This window comes from Agromyces zhanjiangensis (assembly GCF_040496055.1).
Classification (GTDB): Bacteria; Actinomycetota; Actinomycetes; order Actinomycetales; family Microbacteriaceae; genus Agromyces; species Agromyces zhanjiangensis.
Genome location: NZ_JBEPKB010000005.1, coordinates 274,925 through 289,446 on the forward strand (window position 1 = coordinate 274,925; position 14,522 = coordinate 289,446).

Genomic DNA, 14,522 nt, shown 5'->3' on the forward strand with positions numbered 1-14,522 from the left:
TCGCGACGCGACCGGATGCCGCGAGCCCCGCTAGACTCCCCACGTTCGCGCCTCGACGATGCGGCACCCCCGCGAACGTCCCTTCTCACGAGGAGTCACTCAGGCATGAAGATCGGCATTCTGACGAGCGGCGGCGACTGCCCCGGACTGAACGCGGTCATCCGCGGTTCCGTGCTCAAGGGCGTCATCTCGCACGAAGCGGACTTCGTCGGTTTCCGCTGGGGATGGCGCGGCGTCGTCGAGCGCGACATCATGCCCATCACCCGGCACGACGTGCGCGGGCTCTCCAAGCAGGGCGGCACGATCCTCGGCTCGAGCCGCACCAACCCGTTCGAGGGCGAGCAGGGCGGCCCCGAGAACATCCGCCGGATGCTCGACGAGGAGGGCATCGACGCGATCATCGCGATCGGCGGCGAGGGCACGCTGACCGCGGCGCGCCGGCTCTGGGACGAGGGCGGCATCCCCGTCATCGGCGTCCCGAAGACCATCGACAACGACCTCGCCGCGACCGACTACTCGTTCGGGTTCGACACGGCCGTCGAGATCGCGACCGAGGCGATCGACCGCCTGCGGACCACCGCCGAGTCGCACAACCGCGCGATCGTGCTCGAGGTCATGGGCCGGCACGTCGGCTGGATCGCCCTGCACTCCGGCATGGCGGGCGGCGCGCACGCGATCCTGATCCCCGAGCAGCCGATGGGCATCGAGGAGATCTGCCACTACGTCGAATCGGTCCGCGACCGGGGCCGCGCGCCCCTCATCGTCGTCGCGGAGGGCTTCAAGCTCGACACGATGGAGGAGGCGCACTCGCACCTGGGCCTCGACGCGTTCAACCGGCCGCGGCTCGGCGGCATCGCCGAGAAGCTCGCGCCGATGATCGAGGAGCGCACCGGGATCGAGTCGCGCCACACGGTCCTCGGGCACATCCAGCGCGGCGGGGCGCCGTCGGCGTACGACCGGGTGCTCGCGACGCGTCTCGGCATGGCGGCCGTCGACGCCGCCCTCGACCGGGCGTGGGGCAGCATGGTCACTCTCCGCGGCACCGACATCGAACGCGTCTCGATCGCGGACGCGACGGGCGGACTGAACGTCGTGCCCCAGTCGCGGTACGACGAGGCGCGGATCCTCTTCGGCTGAGCCGATGCCGCTGCCCGAGGTCTGCGTCTGCTACGTGATCCGCGAGTCCGGCGGACGGACCGAGGTGCTCCTCGGCCGCAAGAAGCACGGCCTCGGCGCCGGCAACTACGTGGGCCTCGGCGGCAAGCTGGAGCCGGGGGAGTCGCCCGAGGACGCCGCCGTCCGCGAGGTCGAGGAGGAGTCGGGGCTCGTGGTCGCCGCGGCGGACCTGGAGTCGCGCGGGCGCCTGACGTACCTGTTCCCGCACCGCGAGGCGTGGAGCCAGGTCTCGAACGTCTTCGTCGTGCGGGCGTTCGCCGGCGAACCGGCCCCGTCGGACGAGCTCGATCCCGAGTGGTTCGCGCTCGAGCAGGTGCCGCTCGCCGAGATGTGGGACGACGCCCGGCGATGGCTCCCGGGCGTGCTCGCGGGCGGCGAGGTCCGGCGGACGTACGTGTTCGGCGAGGACCTCGCGACCGTGGTGGATGAGTCCGACCACGTCGCGTAGGATCGACCGGGCCCGACGTCAGTCGGATTCCGCACCCCACCCTCCGTGAACATCCGGCGAATTCCGGTCCGCCGACGACAGAAAGACGCCGGTGGATCTCACCCTCATCGTCGTGCTGGTCATCGCACTGGCGCTCTTCTTCGACTTCACGAACGGCTTCCACGACACCGCGAACGCCATGGCCACGCCGATCGCCACCGGTGCCCTCCGACCCAAGGTCGCCGTGGCGCTCGCCGCCGTCCTGAACCTCATCGGCGCGTTCCTGTCGACGGAGGTGGCCAAGACCATCTCGGGCGGCCTCATCCGCGAGGGCGAGGACGGCGTGTTCATCACGCCCGAGCTCATCTTCGCGGGCCTCATCGGCGCCATCACCTGGAACATGGTGACGTGGCTGCTCGGCCTGCCCTCGTCGTCGAGCCACGCCCTGTTCGGCGGGCTGATCGGCGCCGCGCTGGTCGGCTTCGGCATCCAGGCGATCGACGGCGGCGTGGTGATGTCGAAGATCATCCTCCCGGCCCTCCTCGCACCGCTCACGGCCGGACTCGTGGCGTTCGCGGCCACCAAGCTCGCGTACGCCATCACGAGGCGGTACGACGGCAGGCCCGACGGCCGCGACGGGTTCCGTCACGCCCAGATCTTCTCCAGTTCGCTCGTCGCGCTCGCGCACGGCACCAACGACGCGCAGAAGACCATGGGCGTCATCACCCTCACGCTCATCTCCGTCGGTGCGCAGCCCGTCGGGTCCGGGCCCGAGTTCTGGGTCATCGTGACCTGCGCGGTCGCCATCGCGCTCGGCACCTACATGGGCGGATGGCGCATCATCAAGACCCTCGGCACGGGCCTCACCGACGTCAAGCCCGCCCAGGGGTTCGCGTCCGAGACGGCGACCGCGGCGACCATCCTCGCCTCGAGCCACCTCGGCTTCGCGCTCTCGACCACGCAGGTCGCCTCCGGGTCGGTCATCGGCTCCGGGCTCGGCCGACGCGGGTCGAAGGTCCGCTGGCGCACCGCGGGCCGCATCGGCATCGGCTGGATCCTCACGCTGCCCGCCGCCGGCGGCGTCGGCGCCCTCGCGGCGGTCGTCGCGACGATCGGCGTGGTCGGCGTCCTCATCGACGCGCTCGCCGCGGCGGTGATCATCGGGGGGATCTTCCTCTGGTCGCGCCGTGACGAGGTGTCGCATCGGAACGTCCTCAGCGAGGTGGCCGATTCCGGCCGTGCCGTGCGGATCAAGCGCAGCCCCGAGCCGAAGCGGAAGGTGAACTCGTGATCGACTGGATCTCGTTCGTGATCGTGCTCGTCGCGTCGCTCGTCGGCGCGAGCGTGGTCGTCAGCGCGTACGCCCTCGGCATCCGCCTGCTGACGGTCGGCGGTCGCACGCCGGTCGTGGCACCCGCCGAGTTCACGGACGCCATCACGGTGATCTCGCCCGAGGAGGCGGCGAGGGCCGCGAAGCGCGCCGCGAAGGCCGCGCGCAAGAGCCCGCTGACCGACGGGCAGAAGCGTGCGGCCGTCGTCGGCGCGTGGGCGTGCTTCGCCCTCAGCGGCCTCGCCGTGCTGTACGGCATCTACCTCATCGTGCCGGCCCTGCACGGCGGCTGAGCCGCACCACGACCCCGGGCCATCGTCGTCCCGTCCTCCGCTCGCCTCGGGGCGGAGCCCGAACCGAACGTGCGCGACCCGCGCACCCGACGAGACCCACAGGACGACATGACCACCTCCCGCCCCGACACCGTATCGCGCCCGGACTCCGCCGAGCACCCGACGCCCGCCGGGCCCCGCCCGACCGGCGCACTCGACCGCTTCTTCGAGATCACGCGCCGCGGTTCCACGATCCCCGCCGAGATCCGCGGCGGCGTGGTGACGTTCGTCACGATGGCCTACATCGTCATCCTGAACCCGATCATCCTGTCGGGCGGCACGGATGTCGCCGGCGAGAACCTGGGCTTCGCGCAGGTCGCGGCCGTGACCGCGCTCACCGCCGGCGTCATGACGATCCTCTTCGGCGTCGTGGCGCGCCTGCCGTTCGCGTTCGCCGCGGGCCTCGGCATCAACTCGTTCCTCGCCGTCTCGGTCGTCGGCCAGGTCACCTGGGCCGAGGCCATGGGCCTGGTGCTCGTCAACGGCCTCATCATCGTGCTGCTCGCGGCCACGGGCCTCCGCCGCCTCATCTTCGAGGCCGTCCCGATGCCGCTGAAGCTCGCGATCACGGTCGGCATCGGGCTCTTCATCGCGTTCATCGGGTTCGTCGACGCCGGGTTCGTGACCGCGACCGGCGCGTCGTCCCCGCCCGTCGGGCTGGGCGTCGACGGCTCGGTCGGCACGATCCCGACCGTGGTCTTCGTGGTCACCCTGCTGCTGACGGGCGTGCTGGTGGCGCGCAGGGTGAAGGGCGGCATCCTCATCGGCCTGCTCTCCGGCACCGTCCTCGCGGTCGTGCTCGAGGCGACCCTCGACCTCGGTCCGAGGTTCGGCGCCGACGGCTCGGTGAACCCGCAGGGCTGGGGCCTGTCCGTGCCCGACCTGCCCGCCCAGTGGGTGAGCCTGCCCGACCTGTCGCTGGTCGGCCAGGTGAGCTTCGGCAGCTTCGAGCGCATCGGCGTGCTCGCCGCGCTGATGCTGGTCTTCACGCTGGTGTTCACGAACTTCTTCGACGCGCTCGGCACCATGACGGGCCTCTCGAAGGAGGCCGGTGTCGCCGATGCGAAGGGCGAGTTCCCGCGCCTGCGCTCGGCGCTCGTCGTCGAGGGCGTCGGCGCCGTCGCGGGCGGCCTCACGTCGAGCTCGTCGAACACGGTGTTCATCGAGTCCGGCTCCGGCATCGGCGAGGGCGCGCGCACCGGGCTCGCGAACCTCGTGACGGGCGCGCTCTTCCTCCTCGCGATGTTCCTCACGCCGCTGACCTCCGTCGTGCCGTCCGAGGTCGCCGCCGCGGCGCTCGTCATCGTGGGCGCGCTGATGATGTCGCAGATCCGCGAGATCGACTTCGGCGACTTCAGCGTGCTCCTGCCGGTCTTCCTCACGGTCACCGTCATGCCGCTCACGTACTCGATCGCGAACGGCATCGGCGCCGGCTTCATCAGCTGGGTGGTCGTCCGCTCGCTCGCGGGGAAGGGGAGGGAGATCAGCCCGCTGCTCTGGGTCGTCGCCGCAGGCTTCGTCGTCTACTTCGCACGCGGGCCCGTCGAGGCGCTGCTCGCAGGCTGAGCCGGCGACGCGGCGGGCGTGCCCGGCGCACGGAGGGGCGGCTGCCGCCCCACCGATCCGGGGGTTCGCCCCATGTCGACGGCCCGGCGCCGTCCGTAGTCTCGGATCATCCCGATGGACAGGAGATCCACTGATGACCACCGTCACCCCCGCACCGGCGACCGACGTCGAGACGCGCGGGTTCGCCGTGTCGAGCCTCGTGCTCGGCCTCGTCTCGCTCGTCGCCGGCTTCACGTTCGTGGTGCCCGTCGCCGGCCTCGTGCTCGGCATCCTGGCGCTGCGCCGCGAGCCGTCGGCCCGCACGATGGCGATCTGGGGCATCGTGCTGAACGGCGTGATGCTCGCCGGCATCGTCGTCGCGACGCTGGCGTTCCTCGCCTTCGGCCTGCTGCTGCTGCCGTTCGCACCGCTCGCGTTCGTCTGACGGCCCGAGCCCGTCGAGGCCCCCGACCTGCCGGTCGGGGGCCTCGCCCACGTCCGGGCCTGCGCCCGGCGCGTTCCCGGGTCTACCCTGACGCGTGAGGGGACACGCGTGGGGGAGCGGATGGACGCGGAGCACGGGCTGGGCATCTCGACGTGGGGGTCGGGCGCGCCCGAACCGCGCTACGCCGAGAGCGGCGACGGATCCGTCGCGTACCAGGTGTTCGGCCGCGGACCGCGCGACCTCATGTTCATCGGCAACTGGGCGAGCAACATCGAGGTGATGTGGGAGCACCCGTCGATGGTGCGGTACCTCGAGCGGCTCGGCCGTTTCGCGCGCGTGATCTGCTTCGACAAGCGCGGGGCCGGGCTCTCGGATCCGGTCGCCATGGGCGCCCTGCCGACGCTGGAGCACTGGATGGACGACGCGCGTGCCGTGCTCGACGCCGCCGGCTCCCACTCGGCGACGCTCCTCGGCGACGCGGAGGGCGGACCGATGGCGATGATGCTGGCAGCGAGCCATCCGCAGCGCACCGACGCCCTCGTGCTCGTGAACACCTTCGCCCGGCTCCTCCGTGCGCCCGACTACCCGATCGGCATCCCGGAGCCGACGGCGGAGCTCCTGCTGGGCGAGTGGCGCCGCAACTGGGGCACGGGAGGAGTCCTGCAGCTCACCGCACCGGACGTCGCCGACGATGCGCAGCTGCAGCGGTGGGTCGGGCGGTACATGCGCCTGTCGGCATCCCCCGCCGCGGCGACGCGCATGTACGAGTGGGTGCTGCAGTTGGACGTGCGGTCGGTGCTGCCGAGCATCCAGGTCCCGACGCTCGTGCTCCACAAGCGTGAGAACCGGCACTATCGCCTCCCGATGGGTCGGTACCTCGCCGAGCACATCCCCGGCGCGCGGCTCGTCGAACTGCGGGGTGCGGCCTGGTACCCGCCGTTCGTCGAAGCCGACGAACTCCTCGACGAGGTCGAGGAGTTCGTCACGGGCGACCGACCGGTGCCGGTGGACGATCGCGTGCTCGCGACCGTGCTGTTCACCGACATCGTCGGATCGACGGATCTCGCCGCGCGACTCGGCGACCAGCGCTGGCTCGACCTCAAGCTCGCGCACGACGAACTGGTCCGATCCCGGATCGAGCGGTATCGCGGCACCGACGTCTCGTCGACGGGCGACGGGTTCCTCGCCCTGTTCGACGGACCGGCGCGCGCCGTGCGCTGCGCGTGGGAGATCGCCTCGGCGGTGCGGACGCTCGGCCTCGAGGTCCGGGCCGGGGTGCACAGCGGCGAGGTCGAGTTCCAGGGCGACGATGTCGCGGGGATCGCGGTGCACCTGGCCTCCCGGGTCATGTCGCACGCGTCGGCGGGGACGGTGTTCGCCTCGAGCACCGTCAAGGACCTGGTGGTCGGGTCGGGCATCGGGTTCGAGGATCGCGGCACGCACGTCCTGAAGGGCGTGCCGGGGGAGTGGCGCCTGTTCGAGGTCACCGGCCCGGGATGAGCCGCGCTCCGCGCGAGTCGGTGCACGGACGCACGAATCGGACGCCGTGTACAGCCGACGCGCATGGAACGTACACGCTGCAGCGCGAATCGGCGCGGACCCGCGAGTAGGCTCGGGGACGTACCGAGCGCGGCGATCCCGCGCGTGTCCCCGAGGCGATGGAGCCGAAGTGTCGATGACCCGACCGCATCCCAACACCGTCGAGAGCGTCCGATCGGAGGACGAGGTGATCCCCACGAACACCACGGAGACGCGCACCGAGACCGACTCGCTCGGCTCGGTGGAGGTCCCCGCAGATGCCTACTGGGGCGTGCACACGAAGCGCGCGCTCCAGAACTTCCCGATCTCGAAGCGGCCGATCTCCGTGTACCCGGAGCTCGTCGTCGCGCTCGCGCAGGTGAAGCAGGCGGCGTGCCGCGCCAACAAGGAGCTCGGCGCGCTCGATCCCCGCAAGCAGGCGTGGATCGACGAGGCCTGCCAGCGCATCATCGACGGCGAGTTCCACGACCAGTTCGTGGTGGGCGTCATCCAGGGCGGCGCGGGCACGTCGACGAACATGAACGCGAACGAGGTCATCGCGAACGTCGCGCTGGAGATCGCGGGCTACCCGAAGGCCCGGTACGACCTCATCCACCCGATCGACGACGTCAACCGCAGCCAGTCGACGAACGACACGTACCCGACCGCGTTGAAGCTGGCGATGACGGCGTCGCTCACGACGATGCTCACCGAGCTCGACCTGCTGCGCATCTCGTTCGGCCGCAAGGGCCGCGAGTTCCACGAGGTCCTGAAGGTCGGCCGCACGCAGCTGCAGGACGCGGTGCCGATGACGCTCGGCCAGGAGTTCCACGGCTTCGCGACCACGCTCGGCGAGGACATCGCGCGACTCCGCGAGACGATCAAGCTGCTCTCCGAGGTCAACCTCGGCGGCACCGCCGTCGGCACGGGCATCACGGCCGACCCCGGCTACGCCGCCGCGGTCGTGCGCCACCTCAGCGAGATCACCGGACAGCGGCTCGAGACGGCCCCCGATCTCGTCGAGGCGACGAGCGACACCGGCGTCTTCATGACCTTCTCGAGCGCGCTGAAGCGCAGCGCGATCAAGCTCTCGAAGATCTGCAACGACCTCCGACTGCTCTCCTCGGGGCCCCAGGCCGGCCTCGGCGAGATCCACCTGCCGCCGAAGCAGGCGGGCTCGAGCATCATGCCGGGCAAGGTCAACCCGGTCATCCCCGAGGCGGTCAGCCAGGTGGCCTACGCGGTCGCGGGCGCGGACGTCACGGTCACGATGGCCGCCGAGAACGGCCAGTTGCAGCTCAACGCGTTCGAGCCGGTCATCGCCCACTCGCTCCTGCAGTCGATCACCTGGATGCGCCAGGCGTGCTGGACCCTCCGCGTGAACTGCGTCGACGGCATCACCCCGAACACCGAGCACCTCGAGGCGCAGGTCGCCTCGAGCGTCGGCGTGATCACGGCGCTCATCCCGTTCATCGGCTACGCCGAGGCGGCGAAGCTCGCGAAGGCCGCGCTCGCGACCGGCCGGCCGGTGGCCGACCTCGTCGTCGAGGCCGGCCTCATGACCCGCGAGGACGTCACGCGGCAGCTCCTGCCGTCGCGCCTGTCGGGCGTGCACCCCATCACGCAGGCGATCAACGTCGTCGAGCTGAAGGGCGAGCCGAGCGACTGAGGCCGGCGCCCCGGGCGTCGATGACGACGGCGACGGATGCCATGCGGCATCCGTCGCCGTCGTGTCGGGCCCGCGCACGGCCCGTGGATGCCGACGCGTGCCCGCCTCGTCAGATGACGCGGCAGTGCGTGGTGAGCGAGCCGATGCCCTCGATCGTCACGGTGACGGTCGAGCCGTCGTGGAGGAAGACCTGCGGGTTGCGGGAGTACCCGGCGCCGCCCGGGCTCCCGGTGGAGATGAGGGTGCCGGCGGGGACGGTGGCCGTCTTCGAGAGGTACGAGATGATCTCGGCGACGCTGCGGACCATCTCGTTCGTCGAGGCGTCCTGCAGGATGTGGCCGTCGAGGTTGGTGGTGAGCCAGAGGTCCTGCGGATCGGGGATCTCGTCGGCGGTGACGACGACAGGGCCGGTCGGGGTGAAGCCGTCGAAGGACTTGCAGCGCGACCACTGCGCCTCGCTGAACTGGATGTCGCGCGCCGTGATGTCGTTCACGACCGTGTAGCCCCACACGTGATCGAGGGCGTCCTGCGGTGAGACGTCGCGCGCGGGCGTGCCGATGATGACGCCGAGCTCGGCCTCGTAGTCGACCTGGGTGGCGACGTCGCCGGCCCACGTCGTCGTCGCACCGTGCGCCGCGAGGGAGTTCGGCCAGAGCGAGAAGATCGTCATGGCCGACTCGGAGCGGAGCTTCAGCTCGGAGGCGTGTGCGGCGTAGTTCGCGCCGATGGCGAGCACCTGCGACGGCCGCAGCACGGCCGAGTCGTGCCGGAGTTCGGAGACCGGCGCGGTCGGCGCACCGGATGCGACTGCGGCGTCGACCACGGCGCGCACGTCGGCGAGGGCGTCGGCGCCCTGCTCGATGAGCTCCTGCAGGTCGCGCGGGGCGTTCGGCATCACCTCGTCGAGGAAGATCGCCCGCTCGTCGTGGACCACCGCGAGTCGGGGGGTCGTCTGGCCTTCGACTCGGAGGTGCGCGAACTTCACCCGTCTAGGCTATCGGCCGCTCTCGCGCGAGCGCTGTGCAGGACGTACAACGAAGCAGGCGAGATGCTCCGTCACGTCGACAATGCGGATGCCGCGACCCGCCAGAGGTGCATCGAAGCGTAGCTCCGCCACGGCGCCCACGCCGCACCGCGTGCGGCGAGCGCCTTCGCGTCGGCCGGGAGGCCGAGCCGCGCGGCGCCGTTCCGGAGCGCGAGGTCGGAGACGAGGAGCTCGTCGGGCTCGCGGGTGACGCGCATCGCGAGGTAGCCGGCCGTCCACGGGCCGATGCCCGGGACGGCGAGCAGTTCGGCCCGCAGTTCCGCGCGCTCGCGCTCGGGCGCGACGACGAGGTCGCCGGTGGCGATCCGGCCGGTGACGTCGAGGATCGTGCGGATCCGCGCGGCGGGACCCCGCAGCACCTCGGCGCCGTGCTCGGCGATCGCCGCCGCCGTCGGGAACAGCGTGCGCGTGCGCTCGCCGACCCGGACGGGCTCGCCGAGGTCGGCGGCGAGACGGGTCAGCGCCGTGCGCGCCGCCCGGACGGAGACCTGCTGGCCGACGAGCGCGCGCACGACGAGCTCGTGCGGGTCGAGGCAGCCCGGCATGCGGATGCCGGGCACGGCGGCGATCGCCGGCGCGAGCACCGGGTCGGCGGCCAGTGCGGTGTCGATCGCCTCCGCGTCGGCGTCGAGGTCGAACAGCCGTCGGACGCGGGCGACGAGGGGTGCGAGGTCGGCGAGGCTCGCCAGGTGCGCTTCGACGTCGAGTGCCGGGGCGTCGTCGCCGACGGTCGCCAGCCGCACGAGGGCGGGACCGGTCGGGAGCGCGAGGGTCCGCTCGTAGCGGTCGGCCTCGGCGACCTCGACGCCGTCGACCGCCCTGGCGGCGAGCCAGGCGAACACCCCGGCCGCGTCGAACGGCGGCCGCGCGGGGAGGCGGAGCCGGACGACGCCGGCGTCACCGGGGCGGGGCCGCGAGTCGTCCGGGTCGCCCGCCGCGCGGGCCGCATCCGGCGGCGGTGGCGTCGCAGCGTCCGTCGCCATCGGGCGGCCGTTCCGCCGAGCGCGCGCCGTCGCTCGCAGTTCGAGCGGGCTGCGCTCGTAGACGGCGCGCACCGTGTCGTTGAACTGGCGGATGCTGCCGAAGCCGGCCGCGAACGCGACGTCGGAGACGCGCATCGAGGTCGAGGTGAGCAGGGCGCGCGCCGTCTGCGCGCGGTGCGCGCGGGCGAGGGCGAGCGGCCCGGCGCCGACTTCGGCGGTGAGCACCCGCGTGAGGTGGCGCGGGGTGTAGCCGAGCCGGTCGGCGAGGCCCGGCACGCCCTCGCGCTCGACGACGCCGTCGGCGATGAGCCGCATCGCGCGTGCCGCGAGGTCGTCGTCGAGGTCCCACTCGGGTGATCCGGGGACGGCGTCGGGCAGGCACCGCTTGCAGGCGCGGAGGCCGGCCTCGTGCGCGGCCGCGGCCGTCCGGTAGAAGGTGACGTTGCGGGGCTTCGGCGGCGCCGCGGGGCAGCTCGGCCTGCAGTAGATGCCCGTCGAGTGCACGCCGGTGATGAACTGGCCGTCGAAGCGGGCGTCGCGGGCGAGCATCGCGCGGTAGCGCTCGGCGAAGACCGGGTCGGTGAGCGGGTCGGCGGTGGCGGTCGTGGTCACCTCTCCAGCGTCGCATCCGTCCGCGACGTTGCATAGCGGAAATCGGACATCGCTGCGCGACTAGGCTGGACCGCATGCCCACCGACGCGTCGTCGCTCGCCGCCAGCGCCCTCGACCCTTCGACCGCCGACCTCCGCACGCGTCTCGCCGACGCGTTCGGCGACCGCGTCGCCTTCGACGGCCCCGCCCTCGAGGCGGTGCGCGAGGACCGGTCCGGATGGCGCAGCGACTCGCCGCCCGCGGCGCTCGTGCACGCGGCATCCGTCGAGGACGTGCAGGCGCTCATGCGCATCGCGTCCGCGACCGGCACGCCGGTCGTCCCGCGGGGCGCTGGGACGGGCCTCGCGGGCGGCGGCATCTCGAGCCGAGGGTCGATCGTGCTCGACCTGTCGCGCATGGCCCGGATCCTCGAGATCGACGACGTCGACGAGTTGGCCGTCGTCGAACCCGGCGTGCTGAACGGCGACCTCGACCGCGCCGCGCGGGAGCACGGGCTGTGGTACGCGCCCGATCCGGCGAGCCGGGCGATCTCCTCGATCGGGGGCAACATCGCCACGAACGCCGGCGGGCTCCTCTGCGCGAAGTACGGCGTGACGCGCGAGAGCGTGCTCGGGCTGGCCGTGGTGCTCGCCGACGGCTCCCTGCTGCGCACCGGCCACCGCACCGTCAAGGGCGTGACCGGCTACGACCTCACGGCGCTCGTGACCGGCTCCGAGGGCACGCTCGGGGTGATCGTCGAGGCCACCCTGCGACTGCGTCCGGTGGTCCAGGGCCCGATCGAGACGGTGGCCGCGGCCTTCCCCGACGTCGAGTCGGCGGGCGCCGCGGTCGGCGGGGTCGCCGCGGCCCGCGTGCGACCCGCGATCCTCGAGCTCATCGATCCCGTGGGCCTCGCTCGCGTCGCGGAGCACCTCGGCGCCGACGCGCTCGCCGGGACGCCGCTCGCCGACTTCGCCCCCGGCGAGACGTTCCTGCTCGCGCAGTGCGACGCCGGCGACGCCGCCGCCGAGGCCGACACGATCGCGCGCGTGCTCGGCGAGGCGGGCGGGCGGGTCGAGCGGTCGACGGATGCCGCGACGGGCGAGCGCCTGCTCGACATCCGCCGCGCGATGCACGCCGCGCTCGCCTCACGCGGGAACGTGCTCATCGAGGACGTCGCCGTCCCGCGGTCGCGGCTGCCGGAGATGTTCCGCGAGATCGCGCGGATCGGCGATCGCCACGGAGTCGAGATCCCCACGCTCGCGCACGCCGGCGACGGCAACCTGCACCCGAACTTCGTGTTCGAGGGCGACGAGGTGCCCGAGCACATCTGGACGGCCGCCGACGAGCTGTTCCGCGCCGCGGTGCGGTTGGGCGGCACCCTCACGGGCGAGCACGGCGTGGGCGTGCTGAAGCGGCGGTGGCTCGCCGAGGAGCTCGGCGACGAGTCCGTCGACCTCCAGCGACGCATCAAGGCCGTGTTCGACCCGGCGGGCATCCTCAACCCCGGCGTGATGTTCGCGCCCGCCGACGGCGGTGATCGCTAGGCTTCCGGCGTGAGCCTGACGCCTCCGCCGCCCGCCGATCCGCACGGCCACCTGAACCCGACCGGACCTCCCTCCGAGGATCCCGCCTTCGCATACCGTGCGCCGGTGCGCGCGCGCACGGGCCTGGGGGCCGGCGCCGCGATCGTCGTGCTCATCGCCGTCGCGGGCCTCGTCGCCCTGCTCGTCGCGGGCTACCTCGCCGTCGCCCTCGGCGCCTCGGTGCTCGCGGTCGGCACGCTCGTCGCCCTCGTGCCGCTCGCCATCGTCCTGCTCGCGATCCGCTGGATCGACCGCTGGGAGCCCGAGCCGCGCTGGGCGCTGTGGCTCGCGTTCCTGTGGGGTGCCGCGGTGTCGGTCGCTATCGCACTGATCGTCGACCTGGGCGTGCAGCTCTTCGCCGCGTTCGCCTCGCCCGAGGGGGCGACGACCGACGAGGCCCTCCAGGCCGTGGTGCAGGCGCCGATCGTGGAGGAGCTCGCCAAGGGAGCGGGCGTGCTCCTGATCTACCTGCTCGCCCGATCGCACTTCGACGGCCCGGTGGACGGGCTCGTCTACGGCGCGACCGTCGCCGCCGGGTTCGCCTTCACCGAGAACATCCTCTACTTCGGCGTGGCGCTGATCGAGGGCGGTGCGGGCGAGCTCGGCACGACGTTCATCGTGCGCGGGCTGTTCTCGCCGTTCGCGCACGTGTTGTTCACGGCGTGCACCGGCGTCGCGATCGGCTTCGCCGCGAGACGCGGTCGCGGGGCCGGCGTCATCGCCTGGTTCGTGATCGGGCTGCTCGGCGCCATCCTGCTGCACGCCTTCTGGAACGGCTCGCTCGCCTTCGCCGACGCCTTCGCGCTCTACTTCACCGTCCAGGTGCCGATCTTCATCGCCGCGATCGTCGTGACGGTCCTGCTCCGGCGAGAGGAGCAGCGCGTGACCCGAGCCCGGCTGTCCGAGTACGCCGCCGCGGGGTGGTTCAGCCAGGACGAGGTCGACGGCCTCTCGACCTGGCCCGGCAGGCGGGCCGCGCTCGCCTGGGCCCGGGCGCAGCAGCCCCCGCGCACCGCGCAGGTCCAGCGGTTCATCGCGGACGCCACGCGACTGGCCTTCACCCGCAACGTCATCGCGACCGGCCGGGCCGACGTGCGCCGGCACGCCGACGAGCGCGCGCTGCTCGAGGCCGTCGCGAGCGACCGGCGGGCGATCTCCGGCTGATCGCCATTGCCGCGCCCCATTTCCGGGTGTAGCGTGCGACGCGTCTTGGGGGCGCCGTGTCCTTTCGACCTGGAGGTCTCGCCCATGCAGCTCACACGCGCGCTCGCAACGACGGCCGGTGCATCGATGATCCTCGTCGCGGGCCTGGGCGTCGGCCCTGCCCTCGCGGCGCCGTCGTCGACCGGCGCGATCACCTGGGCCACCGACGTGGCGTCGGTCGTCGGGACCGGCCTGGACGCGACCTCCGTCGCCGCGGGCAAGGACGCGGCGTTCGCCGGAACGAGCACCGGGGTCGTCGTGGCGGCCGATGCCGCCACGGGCCTGCCGGTGTGGATGACCGATCTCACGGGGGGAGCGGGATCGCCGGTGGAGGTCTCGGGCGTGGCGTTCGGGAAGGACGTGGTCGTCGCGGGCACCTCGACGGGTGAGGTGACGGCGATGGATGCCGCGACGGGCCTGGTGCGATGGGCGACCGATGTCGCCGGCGTGCTGGGGACCGATCTCGCGGTGACCTCGGTCGCGGCCGGGAAGTCGGCGGTCGCGGCGGGGACCTCGACGGGCGTGGTCGTCGCGTTCGACGCCGCCACGGGCCTGCTGCTCTGGGCGAGCGACCTCACGGGGGGAGCGGGATCGCCGGTGGAGGTCTCGGGCGTGGCGTTCGGGAAGGACGTGGTCGTCGCGGGCACCTCGACGGGTGAGGTGACGGCGATG

General features: G+C 72.6%; 13 protein-coding genes. 11 read left to right on the forward strand and 2 right to left on the reverse strand.

The window, feature by feature from the left end; all coding sequences use genetic code 11:
• Positions 1 to 105: 105 nt before the first annotated feature.
• The 8 genes from ABME02_RS12095 to ABME02_RS12130 all read left to right on the forward strand — a co-directional run bounded on the left by ABME02_RS12095 (position 106) and on the right by ABME02_RS12130 (position 8,442).
• A complete protein-coding gene (locus ABME02_RS12095) occupies positions 106 to 1,137 on the forward strand; it encodes a 6-phosphofructokinase (RefSeq protein ID WP_353815586.1) in 1,032 nt (343 codons plus the stop codon).
• A 4-nt stretch (positions 1,138 to 1,141) separates the two neighbouring features.
• A complete protein-coding gene (locus ABME02_RS12100) occupies positions 1,142 to 1,624 on the forward strand; it encodes an 8-oxo-dGTP diphosphatase (protein ID WP_353815587.1) in 483 nt (160 codons plus the stop codon).
• A 91-nt stretch (positions 1,625 to 1,715) separates the two neighbouring features.
• Entirely contained in the window at positions 1,716 to 2,894 is a 1,179-nt protein-coding gene (locus ABME02_RS12105; protein ID WP_353815588.1) for an inorganic phosphate transporter, read from the forward strand.
• Positions 2,891 to 3,226, forward strand: coding sequence for a peptidase (locus ABME02_RS12110; protein WP_353815589.1), 336 nt, complete (start codon positions 2,891 to 2,893; stop codon positions 3,224 to 3,226). The genes ABME02_RS12105 and ABME02_RS12110 overlap by 4 nt, the downstream gene beginning before the upstream one ends.
• 108 nt (positions 3,227 to 3,334) lie before the next feature.
• The gene (locus tag ABME02_RS12115; RefSeq protein WP_353815590.1) at positions 3,335 to 4,831 is read left to right on the forward strand and encodes an NCS2 family permease; all 1,497 of its coding nucleotides are present in this window, start codon (positions 3,335 to 3,337) and stop codon (positions 4,829 to 4,831) included.
• A 133-nt stretch (positions 4,832 to 4,964) separates the two neighbouring features.
• Positions 4,965 to 5,255 carry a hypothetical protein gene (locus tag ABME02_RS12120; protein WP_353815591.1) on the forward strand — a complete coding sequence of 97 codons (291 nt, stop codon included), beginning with the start codon at positions 4,965 to 4,967 and terminating at the stop codon, positions 5,253 to 5,255.
• 108 nt (positions 5,256 to 5,363) lie between these two features.
• Positions 5,364 to 6,755 carry an adenylate/guanylate cyclase domain-containing protein gene (locus ABME02_RS12125; RefSeq protein WP_353815592.1) on the forward strand — a complete coding sequence of 464 codons (1,392 nt, stop codon included), beginning with the start codon at positions 5,364 to 5,366 and terminating at the stop codon, positions 6,753 to 6,755.
• Between the two features lie 175 nt (positions 6,756 to 6,930).
• Positions 6,931 to 8,442: an aspartate ammonia-lyase gene (locus ABME02_RS12130; protein WP_353815607.1), complete on the forward strand. Its 1,512-nt coding sequence runs from the start codon at positions 6,931 to 6,933 to the stop codon at positions 8,440 to 8,442.
• Positions 8,443 to 8,551: 109 nt separating this feature from the next.
• On the opposite strand, the gene ABME02_RS12135 is transcribed toward ABME02_RS12130, so the two are convergent.
• Both ABME02_RS12135 and ABME02_RS12140 read right to left on the reverse strand, forming a co-directional pair.
• Positions 8,552 to 9,427 (reverse strand): fumarylacetoacetate hydrolase family protein, encoded by an 876-nt coding sequence (locus tag ABME02_RS12135; RefSeq protein WP_353815593.1) that lies wholly within the window; start codon positions 9,425 to 9,427, stop codon positions 8,552 to 8,554.
• Positions 9,428 to 9,498: 71 nt separating this feature from the next.
• Positions 9,499 to 11,082, reverse strand: coding sequence for an AlkA N-terminal domain-containing protein (locus ABME02_RS12140; RefSeq protein WP_353815594.1), 1,584 nt, complete (start codon positions 11,080 to 11,082; stop codon positions 9,499 to 9,501).
• Positions 11,083 to 11,156: 74 nt separating this feature from the next.
• Between ABME02_RS12140 and ABME02_RS12145 the strand changes: the two genes are divergently transcribed.
• The 3 genes from ABME02_RS12145 to ABME02_RS12155 all read left to right on the forward strand — a co-directional run.
• Positions 11,157 to 12,608 (forward strand): FAD-binding oxidoreductase, encoded by a 1,452-nt coding sequence (locus ABME02_RS12145; RefSeq protein ID WP_353815595.1) that lies wholly within the window; start codon positions 11,157 to 11,159, stop codon positions 12,606 to 12,608.
• Between the two features lie 9 nt (positions 12,609 to 12,617).
• Positions 12,618 to 13,811, forward strand: coding sequence for a PrsW family intramembrane metalloprotease (locus ABME02_RS12150; protein WP_353815596.1), 1,194 nt, complete (start codon positions 12,618 to 12,620; stop codon positions 13,809 to 13,811).
• Between the two features lie 84 nt (positions 13,812 to 13,895).
• A partial coding sequence (locus ABME02_RS12155) for an outer membrane protein assembly factor BamB family protein (RefSeq protein WP_353815597.1) occupies positions 13,896 to 14,522 on the forward strand: 627 nt, incomplete at its 3' end.